The sequence below is a fragment of the Streptomyces sp. NPDC031064 genome (assembly GCF_055570965.1).
Window position 1 is genome coordinate 470591 of sequence record NZ_JBVIGF010000003.1, and the last position, 26940, is coordinate 497530.

The 26940-nt window shown below is 71.9% G+C and carries 23 protein-coding genes, 1 pseudogene and 1 riboswitch; of the genes and pseudogenes, 14 read left to right on the forward strand and 10 right to left on the reverse strand.

Annotated elements, in window-relative coordinates; translation table 11 throughout:
- Positions 1-163 precede the first annotated feature (163 nt).
- The gene (locus ACZ46W_RS13190) at positions 164-1405 is read left to right on the forward strand and encodes a L,D-transpeptidase (protein ID WP_468335894.1); all 1242 of its coding nucleotides are present in this window, start codon (positions 164-166) and stop codon (positions 1403-1405) included.
- A 6-nt stretch (positions 1406-1411) separates the two neighbouring features.
- Here the strand turns inward: ACZ46W_RS13190 and ACZ46W_RS13195 are convergent, their stop codons facing one another.
- Complete coding sequence (locus tag ACZ46W_RS13195) at positions 1412-1813, reverse strand: hypothetical protein (protein WP_468335897.1); 402 nt, start codon at positions 1811-1813, stop codon at positions 1412-1414.
- A gap of 198 nt (positions 1814-2011) precedes the next feature.
- Between ACZ46W_RS13195 and ctaE the strand changes: the two genes are divergently transcribed.
- From ctaE to ACZ46W_RS13225, 6 genes are all read left to right on the forward strand, one after another.
- The gene (ctaE, locus tag ACZ46W_RS13200) at positions 2012-2632 is read left to right on the forward strand and encodes an aa3-type cytochrome oxidase subunit III (RefSeq protein WP_073752150.1); all 621 of its coding nucleotides are present in this window, start codon (positions 2012-2014) and stop codon (positions 2630-2632) included.
- A gap of 78 nt (positions 2633-2710) precedes the next feature.
- Positions 2711-3520 carry a cytochrome bc1 complex diheme cytochrome c subunit gene (qcrC, locus tag ACZ46W_RS13205; protein WP_468335900.1) on the forward strand — a complete coding sequence of 270 codons (810 nt, stop codon included), beginning with the start codon at positions 2711-2713 and terminating at the stop codon, positions 3518-3520.
- Entirely contained in the window at positions 3517-4569 is a 1053-nt protein-coding gene (gene qcrA / locus ACZ46W_RS13210; protein ID WP_468335903.1) for a cytochrome bc1 complex Rieske iron-sulfur subunit, read from the forward strand. The genes qcrC and qcrA overlap by 4 nt, the downstream gene beginning before the upstream one ends.
- Entirely contained in the window at positions 4566-6197 is a 1632-nt protein-coding gene (gene qcrB / locus ACZ46W_RS13215; RefSeq protein WP_468335906.1) for a cytochrome bc1 complex cytochrome b subunit, read from the forward strand. The genes qcrA and qcrB overlap by 4 nt, the downstream gene beginning before the upstream one ends.
- 125 nt (positions 6198-6322) lie before the next feature.
- Positions 6323-7387 (forward strand): anthranilate phosphoribosyltransferase, encoded by a 1065-nt coding sequence (trpD, locus tag ACZ46W_RS13220; RefSeq protein ID WP_468335909.1) that lies wholly within the window; start codon positions 6323-6325, stop codon positions 7385-7387.
- Positions 7388-7462: 75 nt separating this feature from the next.
- Positions 7463-7580: riboswitch (SAM riboswitch) on the forward strand.
- Between the two features lie 174 nt (positions 7581-7754).
- Positions 7755-9119 carry an aminotransferase class V-fold PLP-dependent enzyme gene (locus tag ACZ46W_RS13225; RefSeq protein ID WP_468335912.1) on the forward strand — a complete coding sequence of 455 codons (1365 nt, stop codon included), beginning with the start codon at positions 7755-7757 and terminating at the stop codon, positions 9117-9119.
- On the opposite strand, the pseudogene ACZ46W_RS13230 reads toward ACZ46W_RS13225, so the two are convergent.
- The 7 genes and pseudogenes from ACZ46W_RS13230 to ACZ46W_RS13260 form a co-directional block, all read right to left on the reverse strand.
- Positions 9080-10302 (reverse strand): annotated as a pseudogene (locus ACZ46W_RS13230) (glycerate kinase family protein); the annotation flags it as partial. The gene ACZ46W_RS13225 and the pseudogene ACZ46W_RS13230 overlap by 40 nt on opposite strands.
- Complete coding sequence (locus ACZ46W_RS13235; protein WP_468335915.1) at positions 10257-11687, reverse strand: SLC13 family permease; 1431 nt, start codon at positions 11685-11687, stop codon at positions 10257-10259. The pseudogene ACZ46W_RS13230 and the gene ACZ46W_RS13235, both read right to left, overlap by 46 nt.
- Before the next feature lie 74 nt (positions 11688-11761).
- A complete protein-coding gene (locus ACZ46W_RS13240) occupies positions 11762-12421 on the reverse strand; it encodes a response regulator transcription factor (protein ID WP_366129160.1) in 660 nt (219 codons plus the stop codon).
- Positions 12418-13866 (reverse strand): sensor histidine kinase, encoded by a 1449-nt coding sequence (locus ACZ46W_RS13245; protein WP_468335919.1) that lies wholly within the window; start codon positions 13864-13866, stop codon positions 12418-12420. The genes ACZ46W_RS13240 and ACZ46W_RS13245 overlap by 4 nt, the downstream gene beginning before the upstream one ends.
- The gene (locus tag ACZ46W_RS13250; protein WP_468335922.1) at positions 13829-14191 is read right to left on the reverse strand and encodes a small hydrophilic protein; all 363 of its coding nucleotides are present in this window, start codon (positions 14189-14191) and stop codon (positions 13829-13831) included. The genes ACZ46W_RS13245 and ACZ46W_RS13250 overlap by 38 nt, the downstream gene beginning before the upstream one ends.
- Positions 14192-14414: 223 nt before the next feature.
- A complete protein-coding gene (locus tag ACZ46W_RS13255; RefSeq protein WP_267241175.1) occupies positions 14415-14696 on the reverse strand; it encodes an Lrp/AsnC family transcriptional regulator in 282 nt (93 codons plus the stop codon).
- On the reverse strand, positions 14693-15391 hold the full coding sequence (locus tag ACZ46W_RS13260) for a rhomboid family intramembrane serine protease (protein ID WP_468335925.1): 699 nt from the start codon (positions 15389-15391) through the stop codon (positions 14693-14695). Before ACZ46W_RS13260 ends, ACZ46W_RS13255 begins: the two co-directional genes overlap by 4 nt.
- 152 nt (positions 15392-15543) lie before the next feature.
- Here ACZ46W_RS13260 and ACZ46W_RS13265 point away from each other — a divergent pair, with 152 nt between their 5' ends.
- The 5 genes from ACZ46W_RS13265 (at position 15544) to ACZ46W_RS13285 (ending at position 20963) form a co-directional block, all read left to right on the forward strand.
- The gene (locus tag ACZ46W_RS13265) at positions 15544-15786 is read left to right on the forward strand and encodes a hypothetical protein (RefSeq protein WP_126882978.1); all 243 of its coding nucleotides are present in this window, start codon (positions 15544-15546) and stop codon (positions 15784-15786) included.
- 51 nt (positions 15787-15837) lie between these two features.
- Positions 15838-17202 carry an NYN domain-containing protein gene (locus ACZ46W_RS13270; protein WP_468335929.1) on the forward strand — a complete coding sequence of 455 codons (1365 nt, stop codon included), beginning with the start codon at positions 15838-15840 and terminating at the stop codon, positions 17200-17202.
- A 321-nt stretch (positions 17203-17523) separates the two neighbouring features.
- Positions 17524-18549, forward strand: coding sequence for a C40 family peptidase (locus ACZ46W_RS13275; protein WP_468336988.1), 1026 nt, complete (start codon positions 17524-17526; stop codon positions 18547-18549).
- 226 nt (positions 18550-18775) lie between these two features.
- A complete protein-coding gene (locus ACZ46W_RS13280; protein ID WP_468335932.1) occupies positions 18776-19807 on the forward strand; it encodes a C40 family peptidase in 1032 nt (343 codons plus the stop codon).
- A 25-nt stretch (positions 19808-19832) separates the two neighbouring features.
- Positions 19833-20963: a hypothetical protein gene (locus ACZ46W_RS13285; protein ID WP_468336991.1), complete on the forward strand. Its 1131-nt coding sequence runs from the start codon at positions 19833-19835 to the stop codon at positions 20961-20963.
- Here ACZ46W_RS13285 and ACZ46W_RS13290 read toward each other — a convergent pair.
- Complete coding sequence (locus ACZ46W_RS13290; RefSeq protein WP_468335935.1) at positions 20920-22221, reverse strand: glycosyltransferase 87 family protein; 1302 nt, start codon at positions 22219-22221, stop codon at positions 20920-20922. The genes ACZ46W_RS13285 and ACZ46W_RS13290 overlap by 44 nt on opposite strands.
- An 88-nt stretch (positions 22222-22309) precedes the next feature.
- Here ACZ46W_RS13290 and ACZ46W_RS13295 point away from each other — a divergent pair, with 88 nt between their 5' ends.
- Together ACZ46W_RS13295 and ACZ46W_RS13300 are read left to right on the forward strand one after the other, a co-directional pair.
- Complete coding sequence (locus ACZ46W_RS13295) at positions 22310-23452, forward strand: glycosyltransferase family 4 protein (protein WP_468335938.1); 1143 nt, start codon at positions 22310-22312, stop codon at positions 23450-23452.
- A 100-nt stretch (positions 23453-23552) separates the two neighbouring features.
- Positions 23553-25148: a GMC oxidoreductase gene (locus tag ACZ46W_RS13300; protein WP_468335941.1), complete on the forward strand. Its 1596-nt coding sequence runs from the start codon at positions 23553-23555 to the stop codon at positions 25146-25148.
- Here the strand turns inward: ACZ46W_RS13300 and ACZ46W_RS13305 are convergent.
- Complete coding sequence (locus ACZ46W_RS13305; RefSeq protein ID WP_468335944.1) at positions 25136-26932, reverse strand: AMP-dependent synthetase/ligase; 1797 nt, start codon at positions 26930-26932, stop codon at positions 25136-25138. The genes ACZ46W_RS13300 and ACZ46W_RS13305 overlap by 13 nt on opposite strands.
- Between the last annotated feature and the right edge of the window lie 8 nt (positions 26933-26940).

Consider the following 26940-nt stretch of genomic DNA (forward strand, 5'->3'; position numbering starts at 1 on the left):
GTGGGGGGGGGGGTGAGAGAGGACGAGGAAAGAAAAAAAAAAACGGGGTGGTTGGGGTCCGGGCGCAAAAAGGTCCCCAACCCCCTCGGGGTGGCTTCCCCCGGGCCCCTCGTTTGGAGTCATCCCGCGTGCCGCTGTGGCCATACCTTCCTACGGTGTGCTTATGAGCAACACGCCCCGCATGCGCACCGCCATAAGCTGCACCTTGCTGGTCGCCGTCACCGGTGCGAGCGCGACCGCGTGCGGTGGCCCGGACGGCCACCCCCTCTCCGCGAAGCCGTACGACGCGGCCCGCCAGGTCGCGTTCAACGCCCCGTCCGGCACCGCCAAGGCGGCCCTCGACAAGCCCCTGGAAGTCACCGCCACGGGCAAGGACGGCCGCATCACGGACGTCACGGCCGTCGACACGGCCGGGCACTACCTCGCGGGCGAGCTGTCCGCCGACGGCAGCCGCTGGCGCTCCACGGCCCCCCTGGTGGCCGGCACCCGCTACACCGTCAGGGTCGCCACGGAGGACCGCAAGGGCGCTCCCGGCGCCCGTACGCTGACCTTCGAGACCGCGGCCGCCAAAAGGCTCCTGAACGTGAAATTCGGCCCGGAGGCGGGCAAGTACGGCGTCGGGCAGCCCATCACGGCGGAGCTCAGCGCCCCGGTCACCACCAAGGAGGGCAGGGCCGCCGTCGAACGCTCCCTCAAGGTGCGTTCCAGGCCCGCGGTCACGGGCTCCTGGTACTGGGTCGACGACAAGAAGCTGCACTATCGCCCGAAGGAGTTCTGGCCCGTCGGCGCGTCCGTCACCGTGACGGGGAATCTCGCCGGGGTGAAGGTCGCGGGCCACCTCTACGGCGGTTCCGCCAAGTCCCTGAACCTCACCATCGGCGACCGCGTCGAGGCCATCACCGACGCGGCCACCCACCACATGACGGTCAAGCGCAACGGAAAGGTGATCAACACCATTCCGGTGACCACCGGGAAACCGGGCTTCTCCACCCGTAACGGCATCAAAGTGGTGCTCGGCAAGGAGTACTTCGTCCGGATGCGCAGCACCACCGTCGGCATCGCGGCGGGCAGCAGCGAGTCGTACGACCTGCCCGTCTACTACGCCACCCGGGTCACCTGGAGCGGCGAGTACGTCCACGCCGCCCCCTGGTCCGTCGGCTCACAGGGGTACGCCAACGTCAGCCACGGCTGCACCGGCATGTCCACCAGCAACGCCGCCTGGTTCTACGAGAACGTCCGCCCCGGCGACATCGTCACCGTCATCAACAGCGCGGGCAAGGAGATGGACCACTTCGGCAACGGCTTCGGCGACTGGAACCTGCCCTGGGACAAGTGGCAGACGGGCAGCGCCGCCAAGGCCGACGCCCCCCGCACCGAGCACGTACGCCTCAGCCCGGGCCTCTGAGGCGGCTCACGCCTCCACGGACAGGCGGCTGCGCAGCAGGGCCGCCAGGGAGTCCGCCAGCTCGACCGGGTCGACCGGGAGGGTCACCGCGGCGTCCGCGCGGCTCCAGGTGGCCAGCCAGGCGTCCTGGGGGCGGCCGATGAGCAGCAGCACGGGCGGGCAGCGGAACACCTCGTCCTTGATCTGCCGGCACACCCCCATGCCGCCCGCCGGCACCGCCTCGCCGTCCAGGACGCAGACGTCGACGCCGCCCTTGTCGAGCTGGTCCAGCACGGCCGGGAGCGTCGCGCACTCGATGTACTCGACCGGCGGAACGTCGGCCGCGGGCCTGCGCCCGGCCGCCAGCCGCACCTGCGCGCGGGTGTTGGCGTCGTCGCTGTAGACCAGGACGGTGGCGCTCGACTGCATTGTTCCTCCGAGTACGTCGGCGGCATGGGCAGGAAGGCTGGTACCGATGCGCCGGATGCTACTCCTGTCCAACGGCCCCCAACACCGGTTCGGACATCCCTTCGATGCCCGCCGCGATGGGCCGTTCGGGCTGGACAGAGCGCACCAACACACCGAACGGCACCCCCCGGAGTGAGGGCGGGATAAGCGACCGACATAATGTCGGTCGTGGCGACAGCAACGACAGTAGAAACCGGGCACGCGCACCCGTCGGTCAATCGGCCGAACCTCACCAGCGTCGGAACCATCATCTGGCTGAGTTCCGAGCTGATGTTCTTCGCGGCCCTCTTCGCGATGTACTTCACCCTGCGATCGGTGACGGGTGCCGAGTTCTGGTCAGAGAAAGCCGACCTGCTGAACTTCCCGTTCTCGGCGACCAACACCACGATCCTGGTGCTCTCCTCGCTCACCTGCCAGCTCGGCGTGTTCGCCGCCGAGCGGGGCGATGTGAAGAAGCTCCGGGCGTGGTTCATCATCACGTTCGTGATGGGTGCGATCTTCATCGGAGGCCAGGTCTTCGAGTACACCGAGCTGGTCAAGCACGAGGGCCTCTCGCTCTCGTCCGACCCGTACGGCTCCGTGTTCTACCTGACGACCGGCTTCCACGGCCTGCACGTGACGGGCGGTCTCATCGCCTTCCTGCTGGTCCTCGGCCGTACGTACGCGGCCCGGAGATTCACTCACGAGCAGGCAACCGCCGCCATCGTCGTGTCCTACTACTGGCACTTCGTCGATGTCGTCTGGATCGGCCTCTTCGCCACGATCTACATGATCAAGTAATCGGGCCCGTACCGGACCAGGTACACCCGACACATCCAGCAAGCATCGACGCAGAAGATCCTGACACCGGGGTAATCCGTGAAAAAGCTCTCCGCACGACGACGCCATCCGCTGGCGGCGGTCGTCGTCCTACTCCTCGCGCTGGCGGCCACTGGGGGGCTGTACGCCGCGTTCGCGCCCGCGGGCAAGGCGCAGGCAGACGAAACCGCCCAGTCCCTCGCCATCGAGGAGGGCAAGAAGCTCTACACCGTCGGCTGCGCCAGCTGCCACGGAACCGGCGGTCAGGGAACCACTGACGGCCCGAGCCTGGTCGGCGTCGGCTCCGCAGCCGTGGACTTCCAGGTCGGCACCGGCCGCATGCCGGCGCAGCAGCCCGGCGCCCAGGTGCCGAAGAAGAAGAACATCTACTCGCAGGCCGAGATCGACCAGCTCGCCGCGTACGTCGCGTCCCTCGGCGCCGGTCCGATCACGCCGACCGAGAAGCAGTACAGCCCGGAAGGCGCGGACATCGCCCGGGGTGGCGACCTGTTCCGCACCAACTGCGCCCAGTGCCACAACTTCACCGGCGAGGGCGGTGCCCTGACGCACGGCAAGTTCGCCCCCAGCCTCGACGGTGTGAGCAACAAGCACATCTACGAGGCCATGCAGACCGGCCCGCAGAACATGCCGTCCTTCCCCGACACCACGATGCCGGAGAAGGAGAAGAAGGACATCATCGCGTACATCAACAGCGTGAACGGTGACGAGACGCCGACCCCCGGCGGCTTCGCACTGGGCGGGCTGGGCCCGGTCAGCGAGGGCCTGTTCGGATGGATCTTCGGTCTGGGTTCCCTGATCGCTGTCGCCGTCTGGGTCGCGGCCCACACCGCTAAGGCCAAGAAGTCATGAGTAGCCAAGAGATTTCAGAAGCAGAGAGCCTGCCGAACGCGCAGGACACCACGCACGGCACGGCGGTCGCGGAGAACCCGTTCGCCGACCCGGGGCTGCCGCCCCACAAGCCGCGCATCCAGGACATCGACGAGCGGGCCGCCAAGCGCTCCGAGCGCACGGTCGCCCTGCTGTTCACCCTGTCGATGCTGGCCACGATCGGCTTCATCGCCTCCTTCGTGATCTTCCCGGTCGACAAGATCGTCTATGTCTGGCCGCTGGGTCACGTCAGCGCGACCAACCTGTCGCTGGGTCTGACCCTGGGCCTCGCCCTCTTCTGCATCGGCGCGGGCGCGGTCCACTGGGCCCGCACCCTGATGTCCGACGAGGAGATGGCCGACGACCGGCACGCCATCGAGGCGACGCCCGAGGTCAAGGCCAAGGTCATGGCGGACTTCGCGGACGGTGCGCGGGAGTCCGCGATCGGCCGCCGCCCGCTGATCCGCAACACCATGCTCGGCGCGCTGGCCATGGTGCCGCTCTCCGGCCTGGTGCTGCTGCGCGAGCTGGGCCCGCTGCCCGAGAAGAAGCTGTTCCACACGTCGTGGGCCAAGGGCAAGCAGCTCATCAACATGAACACCAACGAGCCGCTGCGTCCCGAGGACGTCCAGGTCGGCTCGCTGACCTTCGCCAAGCCCGAGGGCCTGGAGGAGAGCGACCACGAGTTCAACACCAAGATCGCCAAGGATGCCTTGATGATCGTCCGGATCCAGCCGGAGGACATCAAGGACCGGCGCGAGCTGGAGTGGTCGCACGAGGGCATCGTCGCCTTCTCCAAGATCTGCACCCACGTGGGCTGCCCGATCTCCCTGTACGAGCAGCAGACGCACCACGTCCTCTGCCCGTGCCACCAGTCCACCTTCGACCTCTCCGACGGCGCCCGCGTCATCTTCGGCCCGGCCGGTCACCCGCTCCCGCAGCTCCGGATCGGCGTGAACGACGAGGGCTTCCTCGAAGCGCTCGGTGACTTCTCCGAGCCCGTCGGCCCTGCATTCTGGGAGCGCGGATGAGCACCACGACCGCAAGCGACGCCAAGCGCAAGGCGCCCGCCGGCGAGCGGGTCGCCGACTGGGCCGACGGCCGGCTGGGGATCTACGGCCTCGCCAAGGCCAACATGCGCAAGATCTTCCCGGACCACTGGTCCTTCATGCTGGGTGAGATCTGCCTCTACAGCTTCCTGATCATCATCCTCACGGGTGTGTATCTGACGCTGTTCTTCCACCCGAGCATGAACGAGATCGAGTACCACGGCTCGTACGTGCCGATGCAGGGCATCCGCATGACCGAGGCGTACGCCTCGACCCTGGACATCAGCTTCGACGTCCGCGGTGGTCTGCTCATCCGGCAGATCCACCACTGGGCCGCGCTGATCTTCCTCGCGGGCATGTTCGTGCACATGATGCGCGTCTTCTTCACCGGCGCGTTCCGCAAGCCGCGTGAGATCAACTGGCTGTTCGGCTTCCTGCTGTTCGTCCTGGGCATGTTCACCGGCTTCACCGGTTACTCGCTCCCGGACGACCTGCTCTCCGGCACCGGTGTCCGCTTCACCCAGGGCGCGATCCTGTCCATGCCGATCGTCGGCACGTACATCTCGATGTTCCTGTTCGGCGGCGAGTTCCCCGGCCACGACATGGTGGCCCGGTTCTACTCGATCCACATCCTGCTGCTGCCGGGCATCATGCTCGGCCTCGTGGTGGCGCACCTGATCCTGGTCTTCTACCACAAGCACACGCAGTTCCCCGGCCCCGGCCGGACGAACAAGAACGTCGTCGGCATGCCGCTGCTGCCGGTGTACATGGCCAAGGCCGGAGGCTTCTTCTTCCTGGTCTTCGGTGTCATCGCGATGATCGCCGCGCTGTTCACGATCAACCCGATCTGGGCCATGGGCCCCTACCGCCCGGACCAGGTGTCCACCGGCGCCCAGCCCGACTGGTACATGGGCTTCGCCGAGGGTCTGATCCGTGTCATGCCGGGCTGGGAGATCAACCTCTGGGGCCACACCCTGGTCCTGGGCGTGTTCATCCCGCTGGTCCTCTTCGGCGTGATGCTCGTGGCGATCGCGGTCTACCCGTTCATCGAGTCGTGGATCACCGGCGACAAGCGCGAACACCACCTGCTGGACCGGCCGCGCAACGCGCCGACCCGGACCGCGCTCGGTGTCGCCTGGGTCACCGGCTACATGATCATGCTGATCGGTGGTGGCAACGACATCTTCGCCACCCACTTCCACATGTCGATCAACTCGATCACCTGGTTCGTCCGGATCTTCTTCTTCCTCGGCCCGGTCATCGCGTTCATCATCACCAAGCGGATCTGCCTGGGTCTCCAGCGGCGCGACCGCGACAAGGTGCTGCACGGGCGTGAGTCCGGCATCATCAAGCGCCTGCCGCACGGAGAGTTCGTCGAGATCCACGAGCCGCTCAGCCAGGCCCAGCTCCACTCGCTCACCGCGCACGAGCAGTACACGCCCGCCGAGATCGGCCCGACGGTCGACGAGAACGGCGTGGAGCGCAAGCCGTCGCGCACGCAGCGGCTCCGCGCCAAGCTCAGCAAGGGCTACTTCGGCGAGGGGAACCAGATCCCCAAGGCCACCGTCGAGGAGTACAAGGAGATCAGCAGCGGCCACGGCCACCACTGATCACCTGACCTGAGAGTCGCCACACCGCATCGAGCCCCGTCCAGCCGCTGGACGGGGCTCTTTGCCGTGCCCGGCGGCTCGATAGGCTGTGCTCATCTCTGTACGCACGGACACCAGGAGCGACCATGAGCGCTGTGAACCCCGCTGGAGGTACGAGCACGGCGGGTCGTTCCTGGCCCGAGGTGCTGAACGGCCTGCTGGAAGGGCGCGACCAGAGCGCCGACGACACGGCGTGGGCGATGGACCGCATCATGCGCGGCGAGGCCACCGACGCCCAGATCGCCGGCTTCGCGGTCGCGCTGCGCGCCAAGGGCGAGACGGTCGAGGAGATCACGGGCCTCGTACGCACCATGTACGAGCACGCCAACGTCATCGACGTGCCCGGCCCGTCCGTCGACCTCGTCGGCACGGGCGGCGACGGCGCCAAGACCGTCAACATCTCCACCATGTCGGCGATCGTCGTCGCCGGAACCGGCGCCAAGGTCGTCAAGCACGGCAACCGTGCCGCGTCCTCCGCCTCCGGCTCCTCCGACGTGCTGGAGAAGCTCGGCGTCAACCTGGACCTGTCGCCCCGGCGGGTGGCGGAGGTCGCCGAGGAGGCCGGCATCACCTTCTGCTTCGCGGTGAAGTTCCACCCGGCGCTGCGTCACGTGGCGGCGGCCCGCAAGGAGCTGGGCATCCGCACCACGTTCAACTTCCTCGGGCCGCTCACCAACCCGGCGCGGGTGAAGGCCCAGGCGACCGGCGTCGCCGACGCCCGGATGGCCCCCATCATGGCCGGCGTCCTCGCCGAGCGCGGCTCCTCCGCGCTGGTGTTCCGGGGCGACGACGGGCTGGACGAGCTGACCACCACGGCCACCTCGAAGGTGTGGGTCGTCCGGGACGGCGCGGTGCGCGAGGAGACGTTCGACCCCAGGGACGTGGGCATCGACCTGGTGCCGGTGGAGGCGCTGCGCGGCGCGGACGCCTCGTACAACGCGGACGTGGCGCGCCGGCTGCTGGCCGGCGAGACCGGGCCCGTACGGGACGCGGTGCTGCTGAACGCGGCGGCGGCCCTGGTCGCCCTGGAGCCGTCGGACGCGCCGCTGGCCGAGCAGATCCGGGCGGGCATCGCCAAGGCGGCCGAGTCGATCGACTCCGGCGCGGCGCGGGCGGCGCTGGAACGGTGGGTGGCGGCGAGCCACCGCTGAGTGTGACGCGGGGCGCAGTCCGGATGCCGGACTGCGCCTTGCGCATGTCGAGACGTATGGCAAGATGCCTTTCAAGGTCATGAGTGACAGCGACTACGGCCCCGGCCCGCTGTCCGGCAACCCTCCGTCCGTGGCGGGGTGCCCCGGGTGAAGACCAGGCCGCAGGCAGCGAGGTCTGCGGCAAGCGCGGACCCCTGCACACCCTGGGGTCCTGGTCCTCAAGGGAGCAGTCTCGTGAGCAAGCGAATGCGATAGGGCGTATCGCCCCTCTTCGGTACCCCCTTTTCACCTTTCCCGCTGCGCCGCGTCGTGCTGCCTTTCCGACGCGTTGACGCACGGATTCGCCTGCCTCGTACGGGAGTTCACCATGTCTGTCACCACCGTCGCCGCCGACCAGTCCGTCTGTTCCCCGCTGCCCGTGCTGGGCCGGGATGTCACCGTGCCGCTCGTCACCGGTGGTGAGGTCACGTACGCCGCCCTCGACTACGCCGCCAGCGCGCCCGCCCTCCAGCGGGTGTGGGACGACGTGGCCGCCTACGCGCCCTACTACGGCAGCGTGCACCGGGGCGCCGGGTACCTGTCGCAGTTGTCGACCGACCTGTTCGAGAACAGCCGCGTCGCCGTCGCGGAGTTCCTGGACTGCCGCGAGGGCGACCAGGTCGTCTTCACCCGCTCGACGACCGACTCGCTCAACCTGCTGGCCGCCGCGCTGCCCGCCGACTGCCAGGTCTTCGTGTTCGAGACCGAGCACCACGCCTCGCTGCTGCCCTGGAGGGACGCGCGGGTCACCTACCTCAACGCGCCCCGCACCCCGGGCCAGGCCGTCGAGACGCTGGAGCGGGCGCTCGCCGACCGCGACCCCTACGGGCCCGCCCTGGTCTGCGTCACCGGCGCGTCCAACGTGACCGGCGAGCTGTGGCCCGTGCGCGAACTGGCCGCCGCCGCCCACGCCCACGGCGCCCGCATCGTCCTGGACGCCGCGCAGCTCGCGCCCCACCACCCGGTCTCGGTGCGCGACCTGGACGTGGACTGGGTCGCGTTCTCCGGGCACAAGCTGTACGCCCCGTTCGGCTCCGGCGTCCTCGCCGGGCGCGCCGACTGGCTGCGGGAGGCCGAGCCGTACCTGGCCGGCGGCGGCGCGTCCCGGAAGGTCGCCCGGCGCGCCGATGGTGGGGTGGACGTCGAATGGCACACCACCGCCGCCCGCCACGAGGCCGGGTCGCCCAACGTCATCGGCGTGTACGCCATCGCCTCCGCCTGCAAGGCGCTCACCGAGGCCGGGTTCGACAACCTCGTCGCCCGCGAGCAGTACCTGATCGGCAAGGTCCGCGAGGGGCTCGCCGAGGTGCCCGAGGTGAAGGTGCTGTCGCTGTTCGGCGACGAGGCCCCGCGGGTCGGCGTCATCTCGTTCGTCGTCGAGGGCTGGAACAGCTCCCACTTCGCGGCGGCGCTCTCCGCCGAGTACGGGATCGGCGTCCGCGACGGGCTGTTCTGCGCCCATCCGCTGGTGCGCACCCTGCTCGGCAGCGACCCCCAGGAGGTCGGCGAGTGCGGCGCGCCCGAGGCGGCGCCGGGCGAGAAGTCGCTCAACGCCATCCGCGTCAGCTTCGGGGCGGGGACGCCGGACGAGCACGTCGACCGGTTCGTTCGGGCCGTGAAGGAGCTCGTACGGGACGGGGCGAAGTGGAACTACCGTACGGAGGACGGGCGCTGTGTGCCCGACCGCGGCTGACCATCCGGGTGCCCACGAGGACCGTGCGCAGCGCCCGCTCGGCGGCGTCCGCGAGCAGTTCGGCCGCGCGGTCCAGGGCGTTGGGCAGCGGTAGGGGGCCGGGCGCGATCGACTCGTAGGCGTCCAGCCCCGCCTCCCGGGCGCCCTCGCCCAGCGTGCCGGCGAGCGCGAGCACCGGGACGCCCGCCTCCCGCGCCCGGCGCGCCACCTCGCCGGGTACCTTGCCGCGCACGGTCTGGGCGTCCAGGGTGCCCTCGCCGGTGATCACCAGGTCGGCGTGGCCCAGCCGGGCGCCCAGGTCCAGCCCGTCGAGGAGCACCTCGAAGCGCGGGAGCAGGTGGGCGCCCACCGCCGCGAGCCCGGCGCCCAGCCCGCCCGACGCGCCCGTGCCGGGCGCGCGGCGCAGGTCCACCTCCGGGGCGAAGGCCGCCGTCAGCAGGGCCGACCAGTGCTCCAGCGCCGCCGACAGCTCCTCGCACTGCGCCGGGGTCGCGCCCTTCTGGGGGCCGAAGACCCGGGCCACGCCCCGCTCGCCGCACAGCACGTTGTACGGGTTGCACGCCACCAGCAGCTCGGCGCCCGCCAGCCTCGGATCGAGCCCGCCCGCGTCGATGCCCGCGAGCCGGGACAACGACGCCCCGCCGTACGGCAGTTCGTCACCGCCCGCGTCCAGCAGCCGCACGCCCAGCGCCTGGAGCGCGCCCGCGCCCCCGTCCGACGTGCCCGAGTCGCCGCAGCCGACCAGGATCCGCCGGGCGCCCGCGTCCAGGGCGGCCCGGATCAGCTCGCCGACCCCGTACGTCGTGGTGGCGCCCGGGTCGCGGCGGCCCGGCGGCACCAGGGCCAGCCCCGCGACGGCGGCCATCTCCACCACCGCCGAGCCGTCCCCGAGGAGCGCGAAGTGGCTGTCGACCGGGTCGCCCAGCGGGCCGGTGGCGGGGTACGGGACGAGCCGCCCGCCGGTCGCGGCGGCCAGCGCCTCCGCCGTGCCCTCCCCGCCGTCGACCAGCGGGATCAGGTCCAGCTCGGCGTCCGGCAGGACCCGTGCCACCCCCTCGGCGATGGCCTCGGCGGCCTGCCGGGCCGACAGGGACTCCTTGAAGCCGCTGGGCGCCACGGCGATGCGGTACGGAACGTTCACGGCTGGGTCTCCAGGAGGACGGGCACGCCGAGCAGCGGCCAGACGGTCAGGGCGAACAGCAGGACCAGGCCCGCCGTGAGCGGGGCGAGCACCGCCGACAGCCGCAGCAGGTCACGCGGGGTGTAGGTGGGCACGCCGTCGGGGAGGTCGGAGAACAGCGCCACCGGCTTCGCGGAGGCGGGCAGCGTGTGGCAGAACCCGGCCGCCGCCGTCGAGGCGAGCGCGGCGGCCACCGGGTTGACCCCCGCCGCGGTCGCCGCCACGACCACCAGCGGGACGAGCACGGAGGAGCGGGCCGAGCGGGACTGGAGCACCAGGTGCGCCGCCGTGCTGACGACCACCACGACGGTGAGGAACAGCCACGGCGGCGCGTGCACCGGCATCCCGGACACCAGCCACTTCGCCGCGCCCGAATCGGCGAGCGCCACGCCCATCGCCATCGTCGCCGCCATGAACAGCAGCAGCGGCCAGGGCACGGTCGTCAGCCCGTCCTTGAGCCGTACCGTCCCCAGCGCCGGTGACGCCGCCACCACCGCGCCGATCAGCGCGACCACCGCCGGGGACACCCGGTGCAGCGGTTCGCTGCACCACAGCAGCACCACCGTGGCGAGCAGCAGCGCGCAGCGCGCCTCGGCGGTGGACAGCGGGCCCGTGACGGGCGTGGGGGAGTGCGCCTCGATGTCGGACGGGGTGATGCGCACCGGTTCGGTCCGGTCGGCCCGCGAAGTGGTCGTCAGCAGCACCGCCTCGGCCGCCAGGTGGGACGACACGATCGCCAGCGGCAGCCCCAGCAGCAGCCACTGGACGAACCCCAGCCGCTGCCCGGTCTGCTCCCACAGCACATTGACGGTGATCAGATGCGCCCCGGCGCCGATCAGCGTGGCGACCGCCGACAGCAGCACCACCGTCGGGAACAGCAGCGCCAGCATCACCACCAGCCGCTTGCGCTCCGCCAGGACCTCGGCCAGTGCCAGGAACACGGGCAGGGCCAGCGCGGCCCGCCCCGAGGTCGCCGGGACGGCGAACGACGTCACGACCAGCGCGGCGGTCGTCAGGTGGACGAGCTGGCGCACCGTGCGGGCGCCGCTCACCAGGAACGCGGCCGCCCGCCCGGCGAGCCCCGTCCGGGTGACCGCAGCCGCCAGCACGAACGCGCAGATCAGCAGCCAGATCGTCTCGTCGCCCAGCGTGGCGAAGAGGGTCTCGCTGCTGATCACCCCCGTCGCGGTGAGCGCCAGGCCCGCGCCCAGCGCGATGTACGTGTTGTCGACGGCGGTGGCGATCCAGGCGACGGTGGCGAGCACGAAGACGGCCAGCGTCAGGCGCGCGTCGCCGCCGAGTCCGGGGAACCGGTTCGGCAGGGCCAGCAGCGCGCACACACCGAGCGCGCCGCCCAGCCAGGCCGCCCGGCTGAGGGAGTGGGTCACGGTGATCAGTCTGGATACGCGCCGTGAGTCCTCAATGAGCCCTTTGTTAAGGAAAGTTCATCTTCGGCAGCCCGCTACGGCAGGCGGTACCCCATGCCGCGCACCGTCTCCAGCCGTTGCGCGCCCAGCTTCTTGCGCAGGTTCCGGACGTACACGTCCACGATGTTCGAGCCGGGGTCGAAGTCGTACCCCCAGACGTGGGACAGGATCTGCTCCCGTGACAGCACCTGGCCGGGATGGCGCAGGAACAGTTCCAGCAGCACGAACTCACGGGCCGTCAGGTCCACGGTGCGGTCACCGGCGCGGGCCCGGCGGGTGCGCAGGTCCAGGCCGAGGTCGCCGCTGCGCAGCACCGTCACCTCCGGCGCCCGGGCGGCGGTGCGCAGCCGGAGCCGTACCCGTGCCAGCAGCTCCTCGAACCGGAACGGCTTGGTCATCCAGTCGTCCGCCCCGCCCTCCAGGCCGGCCACCGTGTCCCGTACCGAATCCCGTGCGGTCAGCACGATGACCGGCAGCGTGACGCGGGCCTCGCGCAGCTCCCGCAGCACGGTGAAGCCGTCCCGGCCGGGCAGCCCGATGTCCAGCACCATCAGGTCGAACCCGCCGGTGACGGCGTAGTCGAGAGCGGTGTCGCCGTCGGCGGCGACGGTGGTGGTGAACGCGTTGGCGCGCAGCCCCTTCTCGACGAAGGAGGCGATCCGCTCCTCGTCCTCGGCGATCAGAATGCGGTTCACTCGTCCTCCTCCAGTACGAGTACGAAGGTGGCCCCGCCGCCCTCGGTACGGCGCAGCTCCACCCGGCCCCGGTGGCCCTCGGCGATGGCCTTCACGATGGACAGCCCAAGCCCCGCGCCGCCGCCCGCGCGGGTGCCGCGCCGGGCCGTGCCCCGCCGGAACCGCTCGAAGATCACGGCGGCGTCCTCGGCCCGCACACCGGGCCCGGTGTCGGCGACGTACAGCTCGATGCGGCCCTCGGCCTCGCGCGAGCCGATCCCTATCCGCTGCCCCGGCACGGTGTGCTGGACGGCGTTCTGCGCGAGCTGCACCATCGCCTGGGTGATGCGCTGCGGGTCCAGCTCGGCCTCCCGGTCGGCGACCCCTTCCAGCACCCACTCGCGCTCGCCCAGCGCCCGCGCCTTCACGAACACGTCGGCGGTCAGCTCGCCGAGCTGCACCGGCTCCGGCGTGACGAAGTCGGGGCGCTCGGCCTTGGCGAGGAGAAGCAGGTCCTCCACGATCCGGCTCATCCGGTCCAGCTCGTCGGTGACCAGCCGGATCGTCTCCGCCTGCTCGGCCGGGTCGTCGCCCATCAGCTCCAGGTGCCCGCGCACGATCGTGATGGGCGTGCGCAGCTCGTGTCCGGCGTCGTCGACGAACTGGCGCTGCGCCGCGAACGCCGCCTCCAGCCGGTCCAGCATGGCGTTGAACGTCTCGGCGAGCAGCGCGATGTCGTCGCGGCCCTGCACGGGGATGCGGCGGGTCAGGTCCTGCTCGGTGAGCTGCGCGGCGGCCCGGCGGACCAGGCGCACGGGGGCGAGGATGCGGCCCGCGACGGCCCAGCCGATGCCGGTCGTCATCAGCAGCGCCACACCCGAGATGGCGAGCTGGGTGCGGAACGCCTCGGCGGCGATGGCCTGCTCGTTGTCGGCGTGGAAAGCGACGACGAACGCGCCGGGTGCGGCGTGCCCCGCCGGCTGGATGGGCACCTTGGCCCACCGCACCTCGCCCTGCGGGCGGCGCAGGGTGCCGGAGCGGTCGGGGGAGTCGAAGATCCGGGCGAGCGCGTCCCGGTCGTGGTGCAGGGCGTCGCCGCTGGTGTCCCGGGGCTGGCGCAGCACGGCCGGGACGCCCCCCGCCCCCCGGGTCAGGCCGAGCAGCTCCTCGTCGGGGTCGGAGTACTGGCGCTGGAGGAACACCTCCAGCAGGCGGCGCGGCTCGGTGAACTCGGCGCCGGTGTCGGGGTCCACGCCCTGGTCGACGAAGTTGGCGAACTCGCGGGTCTCCTGGGTGAGGAGCTGGCTGATCCGGTGGTCGACGTCGCGCAGCAGGATGGACCGGGTCGTCATGGCGACGGCGACCAGCGCCACGCCCATCACCAGCAGCAGCCAGAGCAGGATCCGCACCCGGGCGGAGACGCGGCGGTCAGTTCTCGTCACCGATGTCGTCACCCAGGTCGTCATCGTCGTCGTCCCCCGCGGTGGCCGGCGGCCCCGGCACCACGGTGTCGGTCGGCAGGGTCCGGGCGGGCGGGGTCTCCTTCGGCGCGGGGGGCCGCGTCGTGCTCGGTACGGGAACGCCGGTGGGCGTCGCACTCGCCGTCCTGCCGGGCCCCGGCGTCCGGCTCGGCTCCGGAGCCCCGGTGGGCCGGGGCGAGGTGCCCAGCTCCACCTCGGGCGGCACCTTCGGCGCCTCGGGCGTGTCGGTCAGCGTGTAGCTGGTCGCGGCGATGCCGAGCGGGATGGCGACGACCGCGGCGAGCGTCACCATGCGATGGGTGAAGGCCATGCCCCCATCCTGGGCGCGGCCCGGCCACGCGTGAATGAGCGCCGGATGAAGGCTCCTTCATAAACCGCACGGGTTCCTGACGGGGCTCGTCCCCGAAGCGGGGCGCGATCACCGGAGCGGCCCCAGCGGCAGCCGTCCGCGCCCGGGCGCCCCCGACGGACCCGGGACGTCATCCGTCCGGGTGACGCGCGCCGGGCAGCGGGGGTGCCCTGGCCGGGGGGCGTTACGCGTCGAGGCCGATCGCGAACGCGGCCTCCAGGTCATGCTGGGAGTACGTGCGGAACGCCACGTGCGTGTCGGTGGCCTCGACGCCCGGGATCTTGCTGATCCGGCCGGGGATGACGTCGGCCAGGTCGTCGTGCTTGGCCACGCGGACCATGGCGATCAGGTCGTACGTACCCGTGACCGAGAAGACCTCGCTGACGTTCTCCAGCGCGGCGATCGACTCGGCGATCTCCGGGATGCGGTCCACGCTGGTCTTGATGAGCACGATCGCGGTGATCACGGCTGTCCTTCTCCCTCGGTGGCCGCTGGGTGGGCCTTCACTCTAGCCCCACCCCGGAACCGCCCCCACGCGTACAGGAAGCCCAGGCAGAACCCCACCACGTGCGCCAGGTACGCCACGCCCGGGCCGGTGCCGGCGTCGCGGGCGGCGAGCCATTGCAGGACGAACCAGAAGAGCAGCACGATCCACGCCGGGAAGCGCAGCGGCAGGAAGAAGAGGAACGGGAAGAGGCTGGTCACCCGGGCCCTCGGGAAGAGGTAGAGGAACGCGCCGAGCACCCCCGAGATCGCCCCCGACGCGCCCACCAGGGTCTGGTCCGATTGCGCGTGCGCCACCGCGTACGCGAAGAGGGCGAGGCAGCCCGAGCCCACGTAGAAGAGGCCGAACTCCAGGTGGCCCATCCGCTCCTCGGCCATCGCGCCGAACACGTACAGGAAGAGCATGTTGCCGAGCAGGTGCAGCCAACTGCCGCTGACGAACAGGGCGGTCAGCGGGGTGAGCAGCGCGCGCGGGGCGCCGCTCAGCAGCTCGGTGGGGACGATGCCCCAGCGGTGGAAGTACGTGCTCTGGGCGGCCAGGAGCGCGTCGCCGGTGCCGTACGAGGGGTTCAGCCCGGACACCGGGCTCACCAGGAAGATCAGGAAGCAGGCGCCGATCACGGCGTACGTCACGGTCGGTCCGCGCCAAGCGATCATGGACAGATCATGACGTAAACGGAGGGAGCGGGACAGGGTGCCTCGCCGCGCCACAGGGGTACCCGCGAGGCCGTAGGGTTACGGGCAGTACACCCGCAGTTCGACGGCGCACCGCGGCTGACGCACCCGGCACCATGGAAGAGGACGGAACGATGACGACGGTTCCCCTGCCGACCGCGACGACCCGCTGGCGCTGCACGCTCTGCGGCAATCTGACGCGCTTCGACGTCACGCGGTCGTCGAAGGTCGTGGAGTACGTCCATCTGGACCTCGCGGGCGAGCCCACGGTGGAGGAGCGCGAGGTGGTCAGTGAGACCATCGAGTCGGTCCGCTGCCGTTGGTGCAACGCGGTGGACCAGATCGAGCTGGTGGACAGGCCGGGCGCGGCTTCCTGAGGAGCGGGAGCGGCCCGGGGCCGAGACGGACGGGTAGTGGGGTGACGAATCGTGGAGCAGCCCGCCAGCGGCGCTGAGCCGGCCGGTGCGGCCGGTGGCGCCGCCGAGGCGCTCGACCGCCCGCTGCCCGAGGGAGTGCGGCGCCGCGTCGTCGCGCTCGTCTCGGACGCCTTCGGCGGGCTGACGGTCACGGAACTGCCCGCGCAGTTGCGTCAGTACGCCCGGTTCACCCCGTCCCGCCGGGCCAAGTTCGCGGGCAACGCGATGGCGGCCGCGCTGGAGGCCGACCCGCTGTTCCGGCAGCGGATCGGCGAGCGGCTCAAGGAGGGGCAGCCGGAGCTGGCCGGCGCCGTCGAGGCCGGCTCGCCCCCGGCCGCCGCCGACCCGGTGGACGTGGCCGCGGCCGCCTATGTGCTGCGCCCCGCCGGCTGGGTCAAGCTGGTCGCCGCCGCCGGCGAGGAGGCCCAGCGGGCCGACGCCGAGCGCGCCGACGAGGCCGGCCGGCGGGAGCTGGAGCGGCTCCGCGCCGAGCTGGCCGAGGCCCGCGCCCAGACGAAGGCGGAGACGGAGCGGCTGCGCACGGAGCTGGACGCGGCGCGCAAGGAAGCCGAATCGCTTCAGCGCAAGCTGCGCAGCGCCCAGAGCGACGTCAAGCGCGGCGAGGCCGCCCTGCGCCGCAGTCTGGCCGACATCGACGGGGTACGCGCCGAGGCGGCCGCCCAGGTCTCCGCCGCGGAGAGCGAGACGCGCCGCCTCAAGGCGCGCCTCGGCGAGGCGGAGGCCGCGCTGGAGGCCAGCCGGCGGGCCGCCCGCGAGGGCCGTTCGGTGGAGGACATGCGGCTGCGGCTGCTGCTGGACACCGTTCTGGAGTCGGCCCAGGGGCTGCGCCGCGAGCTGGCCCTGCCGCCCGTCTCGGTCCACCCGGCGGACACCGTCGACGCGGTGGAGCCGGGCCGGATGTCGCCCAAGGACATCGCGGCCCGCGCCCTGTCGGAGACCGACCCGGCGCTGCTGGACCAACTGCTGGCGCTGCCGCAGGCCCACCTGGTGGTGGACGGCTACAACGTCACCAAGACCGGCTATCCGACCATGCCGCTGGAGAAGCAGCGGCTGCGGCTGCTCGGCGGGCTCTCGGCGCTGGCCGCCCGCACGGGCGCCGAGGTCACCTGTGTCTTCGACGGCGCCGAGCTGGCCGCTCCGGTGCTGCTCGCGCCGCCGCGCGGGGTGCGGGTGCTGTTCTCCAAGCCGGGTGTGACGGCGGACGAGCTGATCCGCCAGCTCGTCCGGGCCGAGCCGCCGGGCCGGCCGGTCGTGGTGGTCTCCACCGACCGGGAAGTCGCCGACGGCGTCGCGAAGTCGGGCGCGAGGCCCGTCGCGTCCGCCTTGCTGCTGAAGCGCCTTTCGCGTGTCTCGTGACGCTTATAACTCATAGGCGCAATGCCCGATTTCGGGAAACGTACCGTCAAGTGCCCATGACGCACCGTGGGCTGTGTGTAAAGAATGTGGCCCCTGAGCGAGATTTTTCGCATGAGGATTTGAACTGATCACAAGATGGTCACTAGGGTCTGGCCTCGAACCTCCGCGCAGGTGATCACTCATCGGGAGTGACAGCGGAGGAACCGCCTAAATCCGTGCAGTTCGGCCTGTTTCGCGGGGGAGCCGGACACGATGTGCGGAGCCGGGGCCCCGACCCCATGCCCGGCAGGCGGCAGCATGAGGAAGAAGGAGCTCGCCTCCGTGGCGTCCCACCGTCGTCCCAAGCAGCCGAGCCGCGCCCGCGTGACCGTGCTCACCGCGACCGCCGCCGCTGCCGTCGCCCTGTCCTCCCAGGCCGCTCAGGCAGATCCCAAGCCGAGCAAGAGCGAGGTCAAGGCCAAGGTCGACAAGCTCCACCACGAGGCCGAGGAAGCCACCGAGCAGTACAACCTCGCCGACGAGCAGCGCGGCAAGCTCCAGAAGGAGGTCGACGCCCTCCAGGACAAGGTCGCGCGCGGCCAGCAGGAGCTCAACGAGCTGCGTGACGGCCTCGGTTCGGTCGCCACCGCCCAGTACCGCTCCGGCGGCATGGACCCCGCGCTCCAGCTCCTGCTCTCCTCCGACCCGGACAGCTACCTCGACAAGGCGTCGGCCGTCGACGCCATCAGCGCCAAGCAGGCCCAGGCCCTGGAGACCATCCAGGCCAAACAGCGCACCCTGGCCCAGCAGCGGGCCGAGGCGACCGCGAAGCTCGCCGGCCTCGAAGACGTGCGCAAGACCCTCGCCGAGAAGAAGAAGTCCTACCAGGGCAAGCTCGCCGAGGCGCAGAAACTGCTCAACACCCTGACCGCCGAAGAGCGGGCGAAGATGCAGGAGGAGGAGCAGCGCGCCAGCCGCGAGGCCGGCGACCGCGTCGACCTCGGCAACGAGGTGCCCGCCTCGCAGCGCGGCGCCGCCGCCCTCGCCGCCGCCGACACCCAGGTCGGCAAGCCGTACATCTCCGGTGCCGAGGGCCCCAACGCCTACGACTGTTCGGGCCTGACCCAGTGGGCGTACCGCCAGGCCGGTGTGAGCCTCACCCGCACCACCTACACCCAGCAGAACGACGGTGTGAAGATCGGCCGCAGCCAGCTCAAGCCCGGCGACCTCGTCTTCTTCAACGGCCTCTCGCACGTGGGCCTGTACGCGGGCAACAACACGGTGCTGCACGCCCCGAAGCCCGGCGCCTTCGTCCGCTACGAGTCGATGGACTGGCTCGGCGACTTCCAGTTCGGCGTACGCATCTGACGCCTCCGGTACGCCCGGCACGTCTGACGCGCCCGAACCGCGCGCCCGATCGGGTGGTTTACCGCCCTCCAAGCTGACGCTCCGCCCCGCCGGTGACCTTGTGGTCTCGGGCGGGGCGCCGTTGTTCGACGCCCGTACGGTCGCTGGCCGGTGCGTGGTCGCCCGGCTACTGTCTGGCGCGCAACAGCCCGCACAGACTGCACAGCAGCGGAAGGGAGCGCGGTACGTGGCGTCCCATCGCCGGTCCTCGTCATCCTCCTCGCCGGGGCTCTCCCGGAGCGCGAAGGTCACTGTCCTCTCCGCCGCGGCGGCCACCGCCGCCGCGTTCGGCGCCGCCCCCGCGAGCGCGGAGCCCGGCACCCCGGTGGAGGTCACCCGGGCCAAGGTGGACCGGCTCTACGAGGAGGCCGAGAAGGCCACCGAGGCGTTCAACGAGGCGGACGAGCGCACGGACGCGCTGCGCGAGCAGGTGGGCCGGGTACAGGACGGCGTGGCGCGCGGCCAGGAGCGGATCAACCGGATGCGCGGCGCGCTCGGCCTCGTGGCGGGCGCCCAGTACCGGTCCGGCGGCATGGACCCCGCGCTGGCGCTGCTGCTCTCGAAGGACCCCGACGGCTACCTCGACAAGGCCGCCGCCCTCGACCGCATCAGCGAGCGGCAGGCCGGCGCCCTCACCGAACTCCGGCGCGCCCAGCGGGGCCTGGCCCAGCAGCGCGCCGAGGCCACCCGGATGCTCGCCGAACTCGAACGCGGCCGGGCCGCCGTGGCGCTCCACAAGCGCACGGTCGAGCGCAAGCTCGCCGAGGCACGGGCGCTGCTCAACTCCCTCCCCTCCGACGAGCGCGACGCCTTCGACCGCGCCTCCCGCTCCGGCCGCGACGACCTGCCGCCGCTGGGCGGCGAGGCCGTGTCGGGCCGGGCGGCCGCCGCCGTCGCCGCGGCCCGCTCGGCCGTCGGCAAGCCGTACGTGTGGGGCGCCAACGGCCCCTCCGGCTTCGACTGTTCCGGGCTGATGCAGTGGTCCTACGCGCAGGCGGGCGTCGGCCTCCCGCGCACCTCGCAGGCCCAGCGCAACGCCGGACGGCACGTCCCGCTGTCCGAGGCGCGCCCCGGCGACCTGGTGACCTACCGGGACGACGCCAGCCACGTCGGGATGTACATGGGCAACGGCCAGGTGGTGCACGCCCCCTACCCGGGCGCGCCCGTGCGCTACGACCCGGTGGGCATGATGCCGGTCTCGGCCGTCACCCGGGTCTGACGACGGCCCGGCCGTGCCCCGTACGATGCGGAGGATGCGGAACCGGAGACGTGCGGCGGGGGCGGTGCTCGGCCTGCTGCTGCTCATCGGGTGCACGGCACCCCGGCCGGCGCCCGCGCCCGACACGGCCGGCGTCCGGGCGGCGGTGGACCGGCGGGCCGCCGAGGTGCGGGCCGCCGAGCTGTCGGACGTGCCGCTGCGGGCCTGGTCCTACCGGGTCACGGAGGTGCGGCGGCACGGCGACGACCGGGCGAGCGCGCGGGCCGAGCTGCGCTACCGCATCGCCGGGTTCGACAGCGGCACGGTGACCGGCGAACGGGCGCTGGAGCTCGCGCGGCGGGACGGCCGCTGGCAGGTGACGTCCGACCGGCCCGCGAAGGGCGCCGCCCCACAGCTCTGGGAGCAGGGCGACATCGACGTCGTACGGGGCAGGCACAGCCTGGTCCTGGGCGTCGGGCAGGACGCGGCACGGCTGCGGGCCGTCGCGGCGGCCGCCGACCGGGCGGTGCCCGCCGTGTCGGCCGCCTGGCCGGAGGGGCTCTGGGCGCGGCGCGTGGTGGTGCTGGTGCCGGGCTCGCTGGAGCGCATGGGGGCGCTGCTGGGGGAGCCGGCGGCGGGGTACCGGGGCATCGCGGCGGTCACGACCGGCCGGGTGGGCGGTGCGCCCGACGGGCCGGCGGACCGGGTGATCGTCAATCCGGAGGGGTACGCGAGGCTCGGCGAGTTCGGGCAGGGCTTCGTGCTCACCCACGAGACCACGCACGTCGCCACCCGGGCGCACACCTCGGCGGCCACGGGGCTGTGGCTCTCGGAGGGCTTCGCCGACTGGGTGGCCTACCGGGGCACGTCCCGCACGCCCGCCCAGGCCGCGCCCGAGCTGCGGGACGCCGTCCGCGCGGGCGACACCCCGGCCGCCCTGCCGACGGACGGCGACTTCTCCTTCGCCACCGACGCGGCGGCCCTGGCCCGCGCGTACGAGGGCGGCTGGCTGGCGTGCGAGCTGATCGCCGGCCGGTGGGGCGAGGCGAAGCTGCGGGCCTTCTACCGGGCGGCGGGGGCCCGGGGGTGGGAGCGGGCCCTGCCCGAGGTGCTCGGGACCACCCCCGAGGCCTTCACCGCGCAGTGGCGGGGCTACCTGCGGAACCGGTTGGGGTGACCCCCCGGTGGTCCGGCTCGGTGGCCTGCGCCGGGACCGAGGCGTGCTCGCGCTCGTGCTCGCGCAGACGCGGCTCGGTGACCGTCTGCCGCCACAGCTCACGGCACGCGGCGATCGTGGCGGCGACGAGCAGCCCGTTGCGTACGCCCAGGAGCACCAGGCCCCACAGGTCGCTGTGCACGATGTGGGTGAACCAGATCGGGAACTCCAGCATCGTCACGCCCGTCGCGATCAGCACCATCTTGGCGGGACGGGCCATCCGGCTGGCGCGGAAGACCAGGCACACGGCCGCCAGCCCGACCAGCCAGATCATGTACTGGGGGCTGATCACCCGGCTCGTGGTGGTGAACAGCAGCACGGCCGCGAACGCCGCGTCGGCCGGCGTCGTCGTACCGAACTCGCGCGCCCGCACCCGCCACACGAGCAGCCAGCCGAACGCCGCCACCGTCAGCGCGAGCGCGGCCTTCGAGACGACCGGCACGTACGGGCCGAGGAACTCGACCGAGCCGTAGTTCAGCAGCACCTGCCCCTCCCAGCCGAAGTTCCGCGCCACGTGGAAGACGAGCGAGCCCAGCGACTCCACCTCCGTGCCCCGGTCCCGCTGGAAGGTGAGGAACGCCAGCGCCCCCGGCATCGCCGCCACGCAGGCCAGCAGCACCGCGGCCCCCGTGACCGCCGCGGCCGTCCACGAGCGGCGGGTGACGCGGCCGCGCCAGGTGCCCGCCAGCAGCAGCACCGGCCAGACCTTCAGCAGAGCGCCGAACCCGGCCAGCGCGCCCAGCACGCGCGGGTGACGGACCCCGGCCAGCAGCGCGGCGACGGCCACGGCGGTGACCATCAGGTCGTAGCGCGCGTACGCGGTCGGGCCGAGCAGCGGCACGCCCGCGACCCACACCCAGGCGCCCGACAGGCACTTGCCGGGCCGCCGCGCCGCGTACAGCAGCAGGCCGAAGACCAGCGCGTCGCACACGAGGACGAGGAGGAAGAAGGCGGAGGCGTACTCCAGGAAGGGCAGCAGGCCGGGGGAGAGGATGGCGAGCGCGGCGGCCGGCGGGTACTGCCAGGTCACGTCGTCGAGCGGGTACGTGCCGGTGCGCAGCACGTCGTACCAGCCCTGGTAGATCACCGAGACGTCGGTGGTGATGTCAGGCCCGGGCAGGACGAACACCTTGAAGACGCAGAGCAGCAGGAGAGTCCTGGTCAGCAGCCATATGCCGACGACTGTGAGCGGGAGCCGGGTGCCGCTGGGGCCCTTCATGCATACCTCTTCGGTCTCGTTGCCGGGCTTCGCCGGGCGGGACTGTGCTGAGCGGTGGAGCGGCGCCGTTCGGTACTGTCGGCATGCGATGCACAAGACCTTGATCGTAACCAACGACTTTCCGCCCAGACCCGGCGGGATTCAGGCGTTTCTGCACAACATGGCGCTCAGACTCGATCCGGAACGGATCGTCGTCTACGCCTCCACGTGGAAGCGCGGCCGGGAGGGCGCCGAGGCGACCGCCCTGTTCGACGCCGAACAGCCGTTCAAGGTTGTCCGGGACCGCACGACGATGCTGTTGCCCACACCACGTGTCACCGCGCGGGCGGTCGCACTGCTGCGCGAGCACGGCTGCGAGTCGGTGTGGTTCGGGGCAGCGGCCCCGCTGGGGCTCATGGCGCCCGCGCTGCGCCGGGCCGGCGCGCGGCGGATCGTCGCGACCACCCACGGCCACGAGGCCGGGTGGGCGCAGTTGCCGGGCTCGCGGCAACTGCTGCGGCGGATCGGCGAGGGCACGGACACGATCACGTACCTCGGCGAGTACACGCGCTCACGCATCGCGGCGGCGCTCACGCCTGGGGCGGCCGGGCGGATGGTCCAGCTCCCGCCGGGGGTCGACGAGAAGACGTTCCACCCCGGGTCGGGCGGGGACGCGATCCGGGAGCGGCTGGGCCTGGCGGAGCGGCCGGTGGTGGTGTGCGTCTCCCGGCTGGTCCCGCGCAAGGGCCAGGACACGCTGATCAGGGCCATGCCCGCGGTGCTCTCGCGGGTGCCGGACGCGGTCCTGCTGATCGTCGGCGGCGGGCCGTACGAGAAGGACCTCCGCCGCCTCGCCGCCGAGACGGGCGTGGCGGAATCGGTGCGCTTCACGGGCGCGGTGCCGTGGGAGGAGCTCCCCGCCCACTACGGCGCCGGTGACGTGTTCGCCATGCCCTGCCGGACCCGGCGCGGCGGCCTCGACGTCGAGGGACTCGGCATCGTGTACCTGGAGGCCTCGGCGACCGGCCTCCCGGTCGTCGCGGGCGACTCCGGCGGCGCGCCGGACGCCGTGCTCGACGGCGAGACGGGCTGGGTCGTGCGCGGCGACTCCCCGGCCGAGTCCGCCGACCGTCTCGTGACCCTCCTGGAAGACCCCGAGCTACGCCGGCGGATGGGCGAGCGGGGCCGGGAGTGGGTCGAGGACCGGTGGCGCTGGGACCTGCTGGCGGAACGCCTGAAGCTCCTGCTCTGACGGCGCGGGGTGGGGGTGGCCAGGCCCCGGTGACCTCGCGCGTCGATTTGGGCCCGCGCCGCCTATGGGCGGAACGGCAAGTTCCGCACATGCTCCGCCCATGACACCGAAACTGACGCGCCGTCACCTCCTCGGCCTCGGCGCCCTCCAGACCGCCGCCGCGCTCGGCCTCACCCGGATCGGCCGGGCCACGGCCGCGCAGGGGGCGTACAGCCCCGCCCTGGTCATCGGATCCGGTTACGGAGGCGCCGTCGCGGCACTGCGCCTCGGTGAGGCGGGCATCCGGACCACCGTCCTCGAAATGGGCGCCCTCTGGAAGAACGCCGGCTCCGACGGGCGGGTCTTCTGCTCCACCGGCGCGCCCGACCACCGGTCCATGTGGTTCCGCGCCCGCACCGAGGCGCCGCTCGCCACGTTCCTGTGGCTGGACGTCGTCAACAAGGACATCAGCCCGTACCCGGGGGTGCTCGACCGGGTGCGGTACGCCGACATGTCGGTGTACGTGGGACGGGGGGTGGGCGGTGGCTCCCTCGTCAACGGCGGCATGGCCGTCACCCCCGAGCGGGGGTACTTCGCCGAAGTGTTCCCGGGCGTCGACGCGGGCGAGATGTACGACACGTACTTCCCGCGCGCCCGCGCCATGCTCGGCGTCAACACCGTCGACCCCGCCTGGTTCGAGTCCACCGAGTGGTACCGCTTCAGCCGGGTGTCGCGGAAGCACGCCGCCAACGCCGGGCTGAGGACCGCGTTCGTGCCGAGCGTGTACGACTTCGGGTACATGGCCCGCGAGGCGGCCGGTGCCGTACCCAGGTCGGCGCTCGCCGGCGAGGTCATCTACGGCAACAACCACGGCAAGCGCAGCCTCGACCGGACGTATCTGGCGGCCGCGCTGGGGACGGGGAACGTCGCCATCGAGACGCTCCACCGGGCCAGAGCCGTACGGAGGGAGCCGGACGGGACGTACGTGGTGACCGCCGACCGGATCGACCTGGGCGGGAAGGTCGTCGAGACGCGGGAGTTCGGCTGCGAGCGGCTCTTCCTGGGCGCCGGGAGCCTCGGGACCACCGAGTTGCTGCTGCGCGCCCGCGAGACGGGCGCCCTGCCGGGGCTGAGCACCGAGGTGGGTGAGGGCTGGGGGCCCAACGGCAACGTCATGACGGGACGGGCCAACCACGTCTGGGACACCGTCGGGGCCGACCAGTCGACCATGCCGGTGCTGGGCATCGACGACCCGGCGAACGCGGTGTTCGCGGAGATCGCCCCGCTGCCGACCGGGCTGGAGCACTGGGTGAGCCTCTACCTGGCGATCACCCGGAACCCGGAGCGCGGGACGTTCGCCTACGACCCGGTGACGGACTCGGCGCGGCTGGAGTGGAGACGGGAGCAGAGCCAGGCGTCGGTCGCGTCGGCGAAGAAGCTGTTCGACCGCATCAACCTCAGGAACGCGACCATTTACCGGTACGACCTCTTCGGCGGCAACAAGACCTTCGCCGACGACTTCACGTACCACCCGCTGGGAGGGTGCGTGCTGGGCAGGGCGACCGATGACTACGGGCGGGTGCGAGGGGCTCCTGGTGTGTATGTGACCGATGGAGCCCTGGTGCCGGGCTCCATCGGTGTCAATCCGTTCGTGACGATCACGGCTCTCGCCGAAAGGACGATGAGCCGGGTGATCGGGGAGGATTACGCGCGGTAGATCGCCTCGATCTCGTCCGCGAAGTCCTTGGCCACGACATTGCGCTTCAGCTTCAGCGACGGCGTGATGTGCCCGGCCTCCTCCGTGAACTGGGAGGTGAGAATGCGGAATTTCCGCACCGATTCCGCCTTGGAGACCGCCGCGTTGCCGTCGTCCACGGCCCGCTGCACCTCGGCCAGCAGGTCCGGGTCCTCGCGCAGCGACGCCGCCGTCGAACCGGCCGGCTTGCCGTGCTCGGCGGCCCAGCGGCCCAGGAACTCCTCGTCGATGGTGACCAGCGCGCCCACGAACGGGCGGCCGTCGCCGACCACCATGCACTCCGCGACCAGCGCGTGGCCGCGGATGCGGTCCTCGATCACCGCGGGGGCGACGTTCTTGCCGCCCGCGGTGACCAGGATCTCCTTCTTGCGGCCCGTGATGGCCAGGTAGCCGTCCTCGTCCAGGGTGCCGATGTCGCCGGTGTGGAACCAGCCGTCGGCCAGCGCCTCGGCGGTCGCCGACTCGTTCTGCCAGTAGCCCGAGAAGACGTGCTCACCGTGGATGAGCACCTCGCCGTCGTCGGCGATGCGGACCACCGAGCCCGGCAGCGGCTGCCCGACCGTGCCGATCTTGGGGCGGTCGTACGGGTTGAACGCGGTCGCCGCGCACGTCTCCGTCAGGCCGTAGCCCTCCAGGACCGTCAGCCCGATGCCCCGGTAGAAGTGGCCCAGCCGCTCGCCCAGCGGCGCGCCGCCCGAGACGGCCGCCTGGCAGCGCCCGCCCAGGACCGTGCGGAGCTTGCTGTAGACGAGCTTGTCGAAGACGAAGTGCTTCAGCTTCAGGCCCAGCGACGGGCCCTCGGGGGTGGAGGTGGCGCGGCTGTACTCGATGGCCGTCTGCGCGGCCTTGTCGAAGATCTTGCCCTTGCCCTCCGCCTGCGCCTTGGCGCGCGCCGAGTTGTAGACCTTCTCGAAGACGCGCGGAACGCCCAGGATCAGCGTCGGCTTGAAGGTGGCGAGCTCGTCGGTGAGTTCCTTGATGTCCGGTACGCAGCCCAGGCGGATCGGCGCCAGGACGGAGCCGACCTCGATGAGCCGCCCGAAGACGTGCGCGGCCGGGAGGAACAGCAGCGCGGAGCACTCTCCGGTGCGGAACAGCGGCTTGAGCCGCTCCACGACGTTGCCGCACTCGGCGAAGAAGTTGCGGTGCGTCAGCACACAGCCCTTGGGGCGGCCCGTGGTGCCCGAGGTGTAGACGATCGTCGCGATGTCGTCCGCCTTGGCGGCGGACGTGGCCTCGTCGACGGCCGCCTCCGAGACGTCGGCGCCGAGGGCGTTCAGCTCCTCGACGGCGCCCTTGTCCAGGCGCCAGACGTGCCGCAGCGCCGGCAGGTTCTCGCGTACGGACTCCACGGCCGCCGCGTGCGCCTCGCTCTCCACGATCACCGCGACCGCGCCCGAGTCGCCGAGGATCCACTGGACCTGCTCGGGGGAGCTGGTCTCGTAGACCGGCACCGTCACCGCGCCCGCGCTCCAGATCGCGAAGTCGAGCTGCACCCACTCGTAGCGGGTGCGGGAGATCAGGCCGACCCGGTCACCCGGGCGTACGCCCTGGGCGATCAGGCCCTTGGCGGCGGCGCGCACCTCGGCGAGGAACTGGGTCGCCGTGACGTCCGTCCAGACGCCGGCCACCTTGCGGCCCATCACGGCGACATCTGGGTGCTGAGCGGCATTGCGGCGGATGAGATCCGTCAGGTTGCCGTCCGTGGGGACCTCGTACAGGGCCGGAAGGCTGAACTCGCGCAAAACTGCTG

Bases quoted from the DNA above. Each gene is read 5' to 3' on its own strand.
- ACZ46W_RS13190 (WP_468335894.1), top strand. From the start codon at position 164: ATGAGCAACACGCCCCGCATGCGCACCGCCATAAGCTGCACCTTGCTG.
- ACZ46W_RS13195 (WP_468335897.1), bottom strand. From the start codon at position 1,813: ATGCAGTCGAGCGCCACCGTCCTGGTCTACAGCGACGACGCCAACACC.
- ctaE (WP_073752150.1), top strand. From the start codon at position 2,012: ATGTCGGTCGTGGCGACAGCAACGACAGTAGAAACCGGGCACGCGCAC.
- qcrA (WP_468335903.1), top strand. From the start codon at position 3,517: ATGAGTAGCCAAGAGATTTCAGAAGCAGAGAGCCTGCCGAACGCGCAG.
- qcrB (WP_468335906.1), top strand. From the start codon at position 4,566: ATGAGCACCACGACCGCAAGCGACGCCAAGCGCAAGGCGCCCGCCGGC.
- trpD (WP_468335909.1), top strand. From the start codon at position 6,323: ATGAGCGCTGTGAACCCCGCTGGAGGTACGAGCACGGCGGGTCGTTCC.
- ACZ46W_RS13225 (WP_468335912.1), top strand. From the start codon at position 7,755: ATGTCTGTCACCACCGTCGCCGCCGACCAGTCCGTCTGTTCCCCGCTG.
- ACZ46W_RS13245 (WP_468335919.1), bottom strand. From the start codon at position 13,866: ATGACGACCTGGGTGACGACATCGGTGACGAGAACTGACCGCCGCGTC.
- ACZ46W_RS13250 (WP_468335922.1), bottom strand. From the start codon at position 14,191: ATGGCCTTCACCCATCGCATGGTGACGCTCGCCGCGGTCGTCGCCATC.
- ACZ46W_RS13260 (WP_468335925.1), bottom strand. From the start codon at position 15,391: ATGATCGCTTGGCGCGGACCGACCGTGACGTACGCCGTGATCGGCGCC.
- ACZ46W_RS13265 (WP_126882978.1), top strand. From the start codon at position 15,544: ATGACGACGGTTCCCCTGCCGACCGCGACGACCCGCTGGCGCTGCACG.
- ACZ46W_RS13285 (WP_468336991.1), top strand. From the start codon at position 19,833: ATGCGGAGGATGCGGAACCGGAGACGTGCGGCGGGGGCGGTGCTCGGC.
- ACZ46W_RS13290 (WP_468335935.1), bottom strand. From the start codon at position 22,221: ATGAAGGGCCCCAGCGGCACCCGGCTCCCGCTCACAGTCGTCGGCATA.
- ACZ46W_RS13295 (WP_468335938.1), top strand. From the start codon at position 22,310: ATGCACAAGACCTTGATCGTAACCAACGACTTTCCGCCCAGACCCGGC.
- ACZ46W_RS13300 (WP_468335941.1), top strand. From the start codon at position 23,553: ATGACACCGAAACTGACGCGCCGTCACCTCCTCGGCCTCGGCGCCCTC.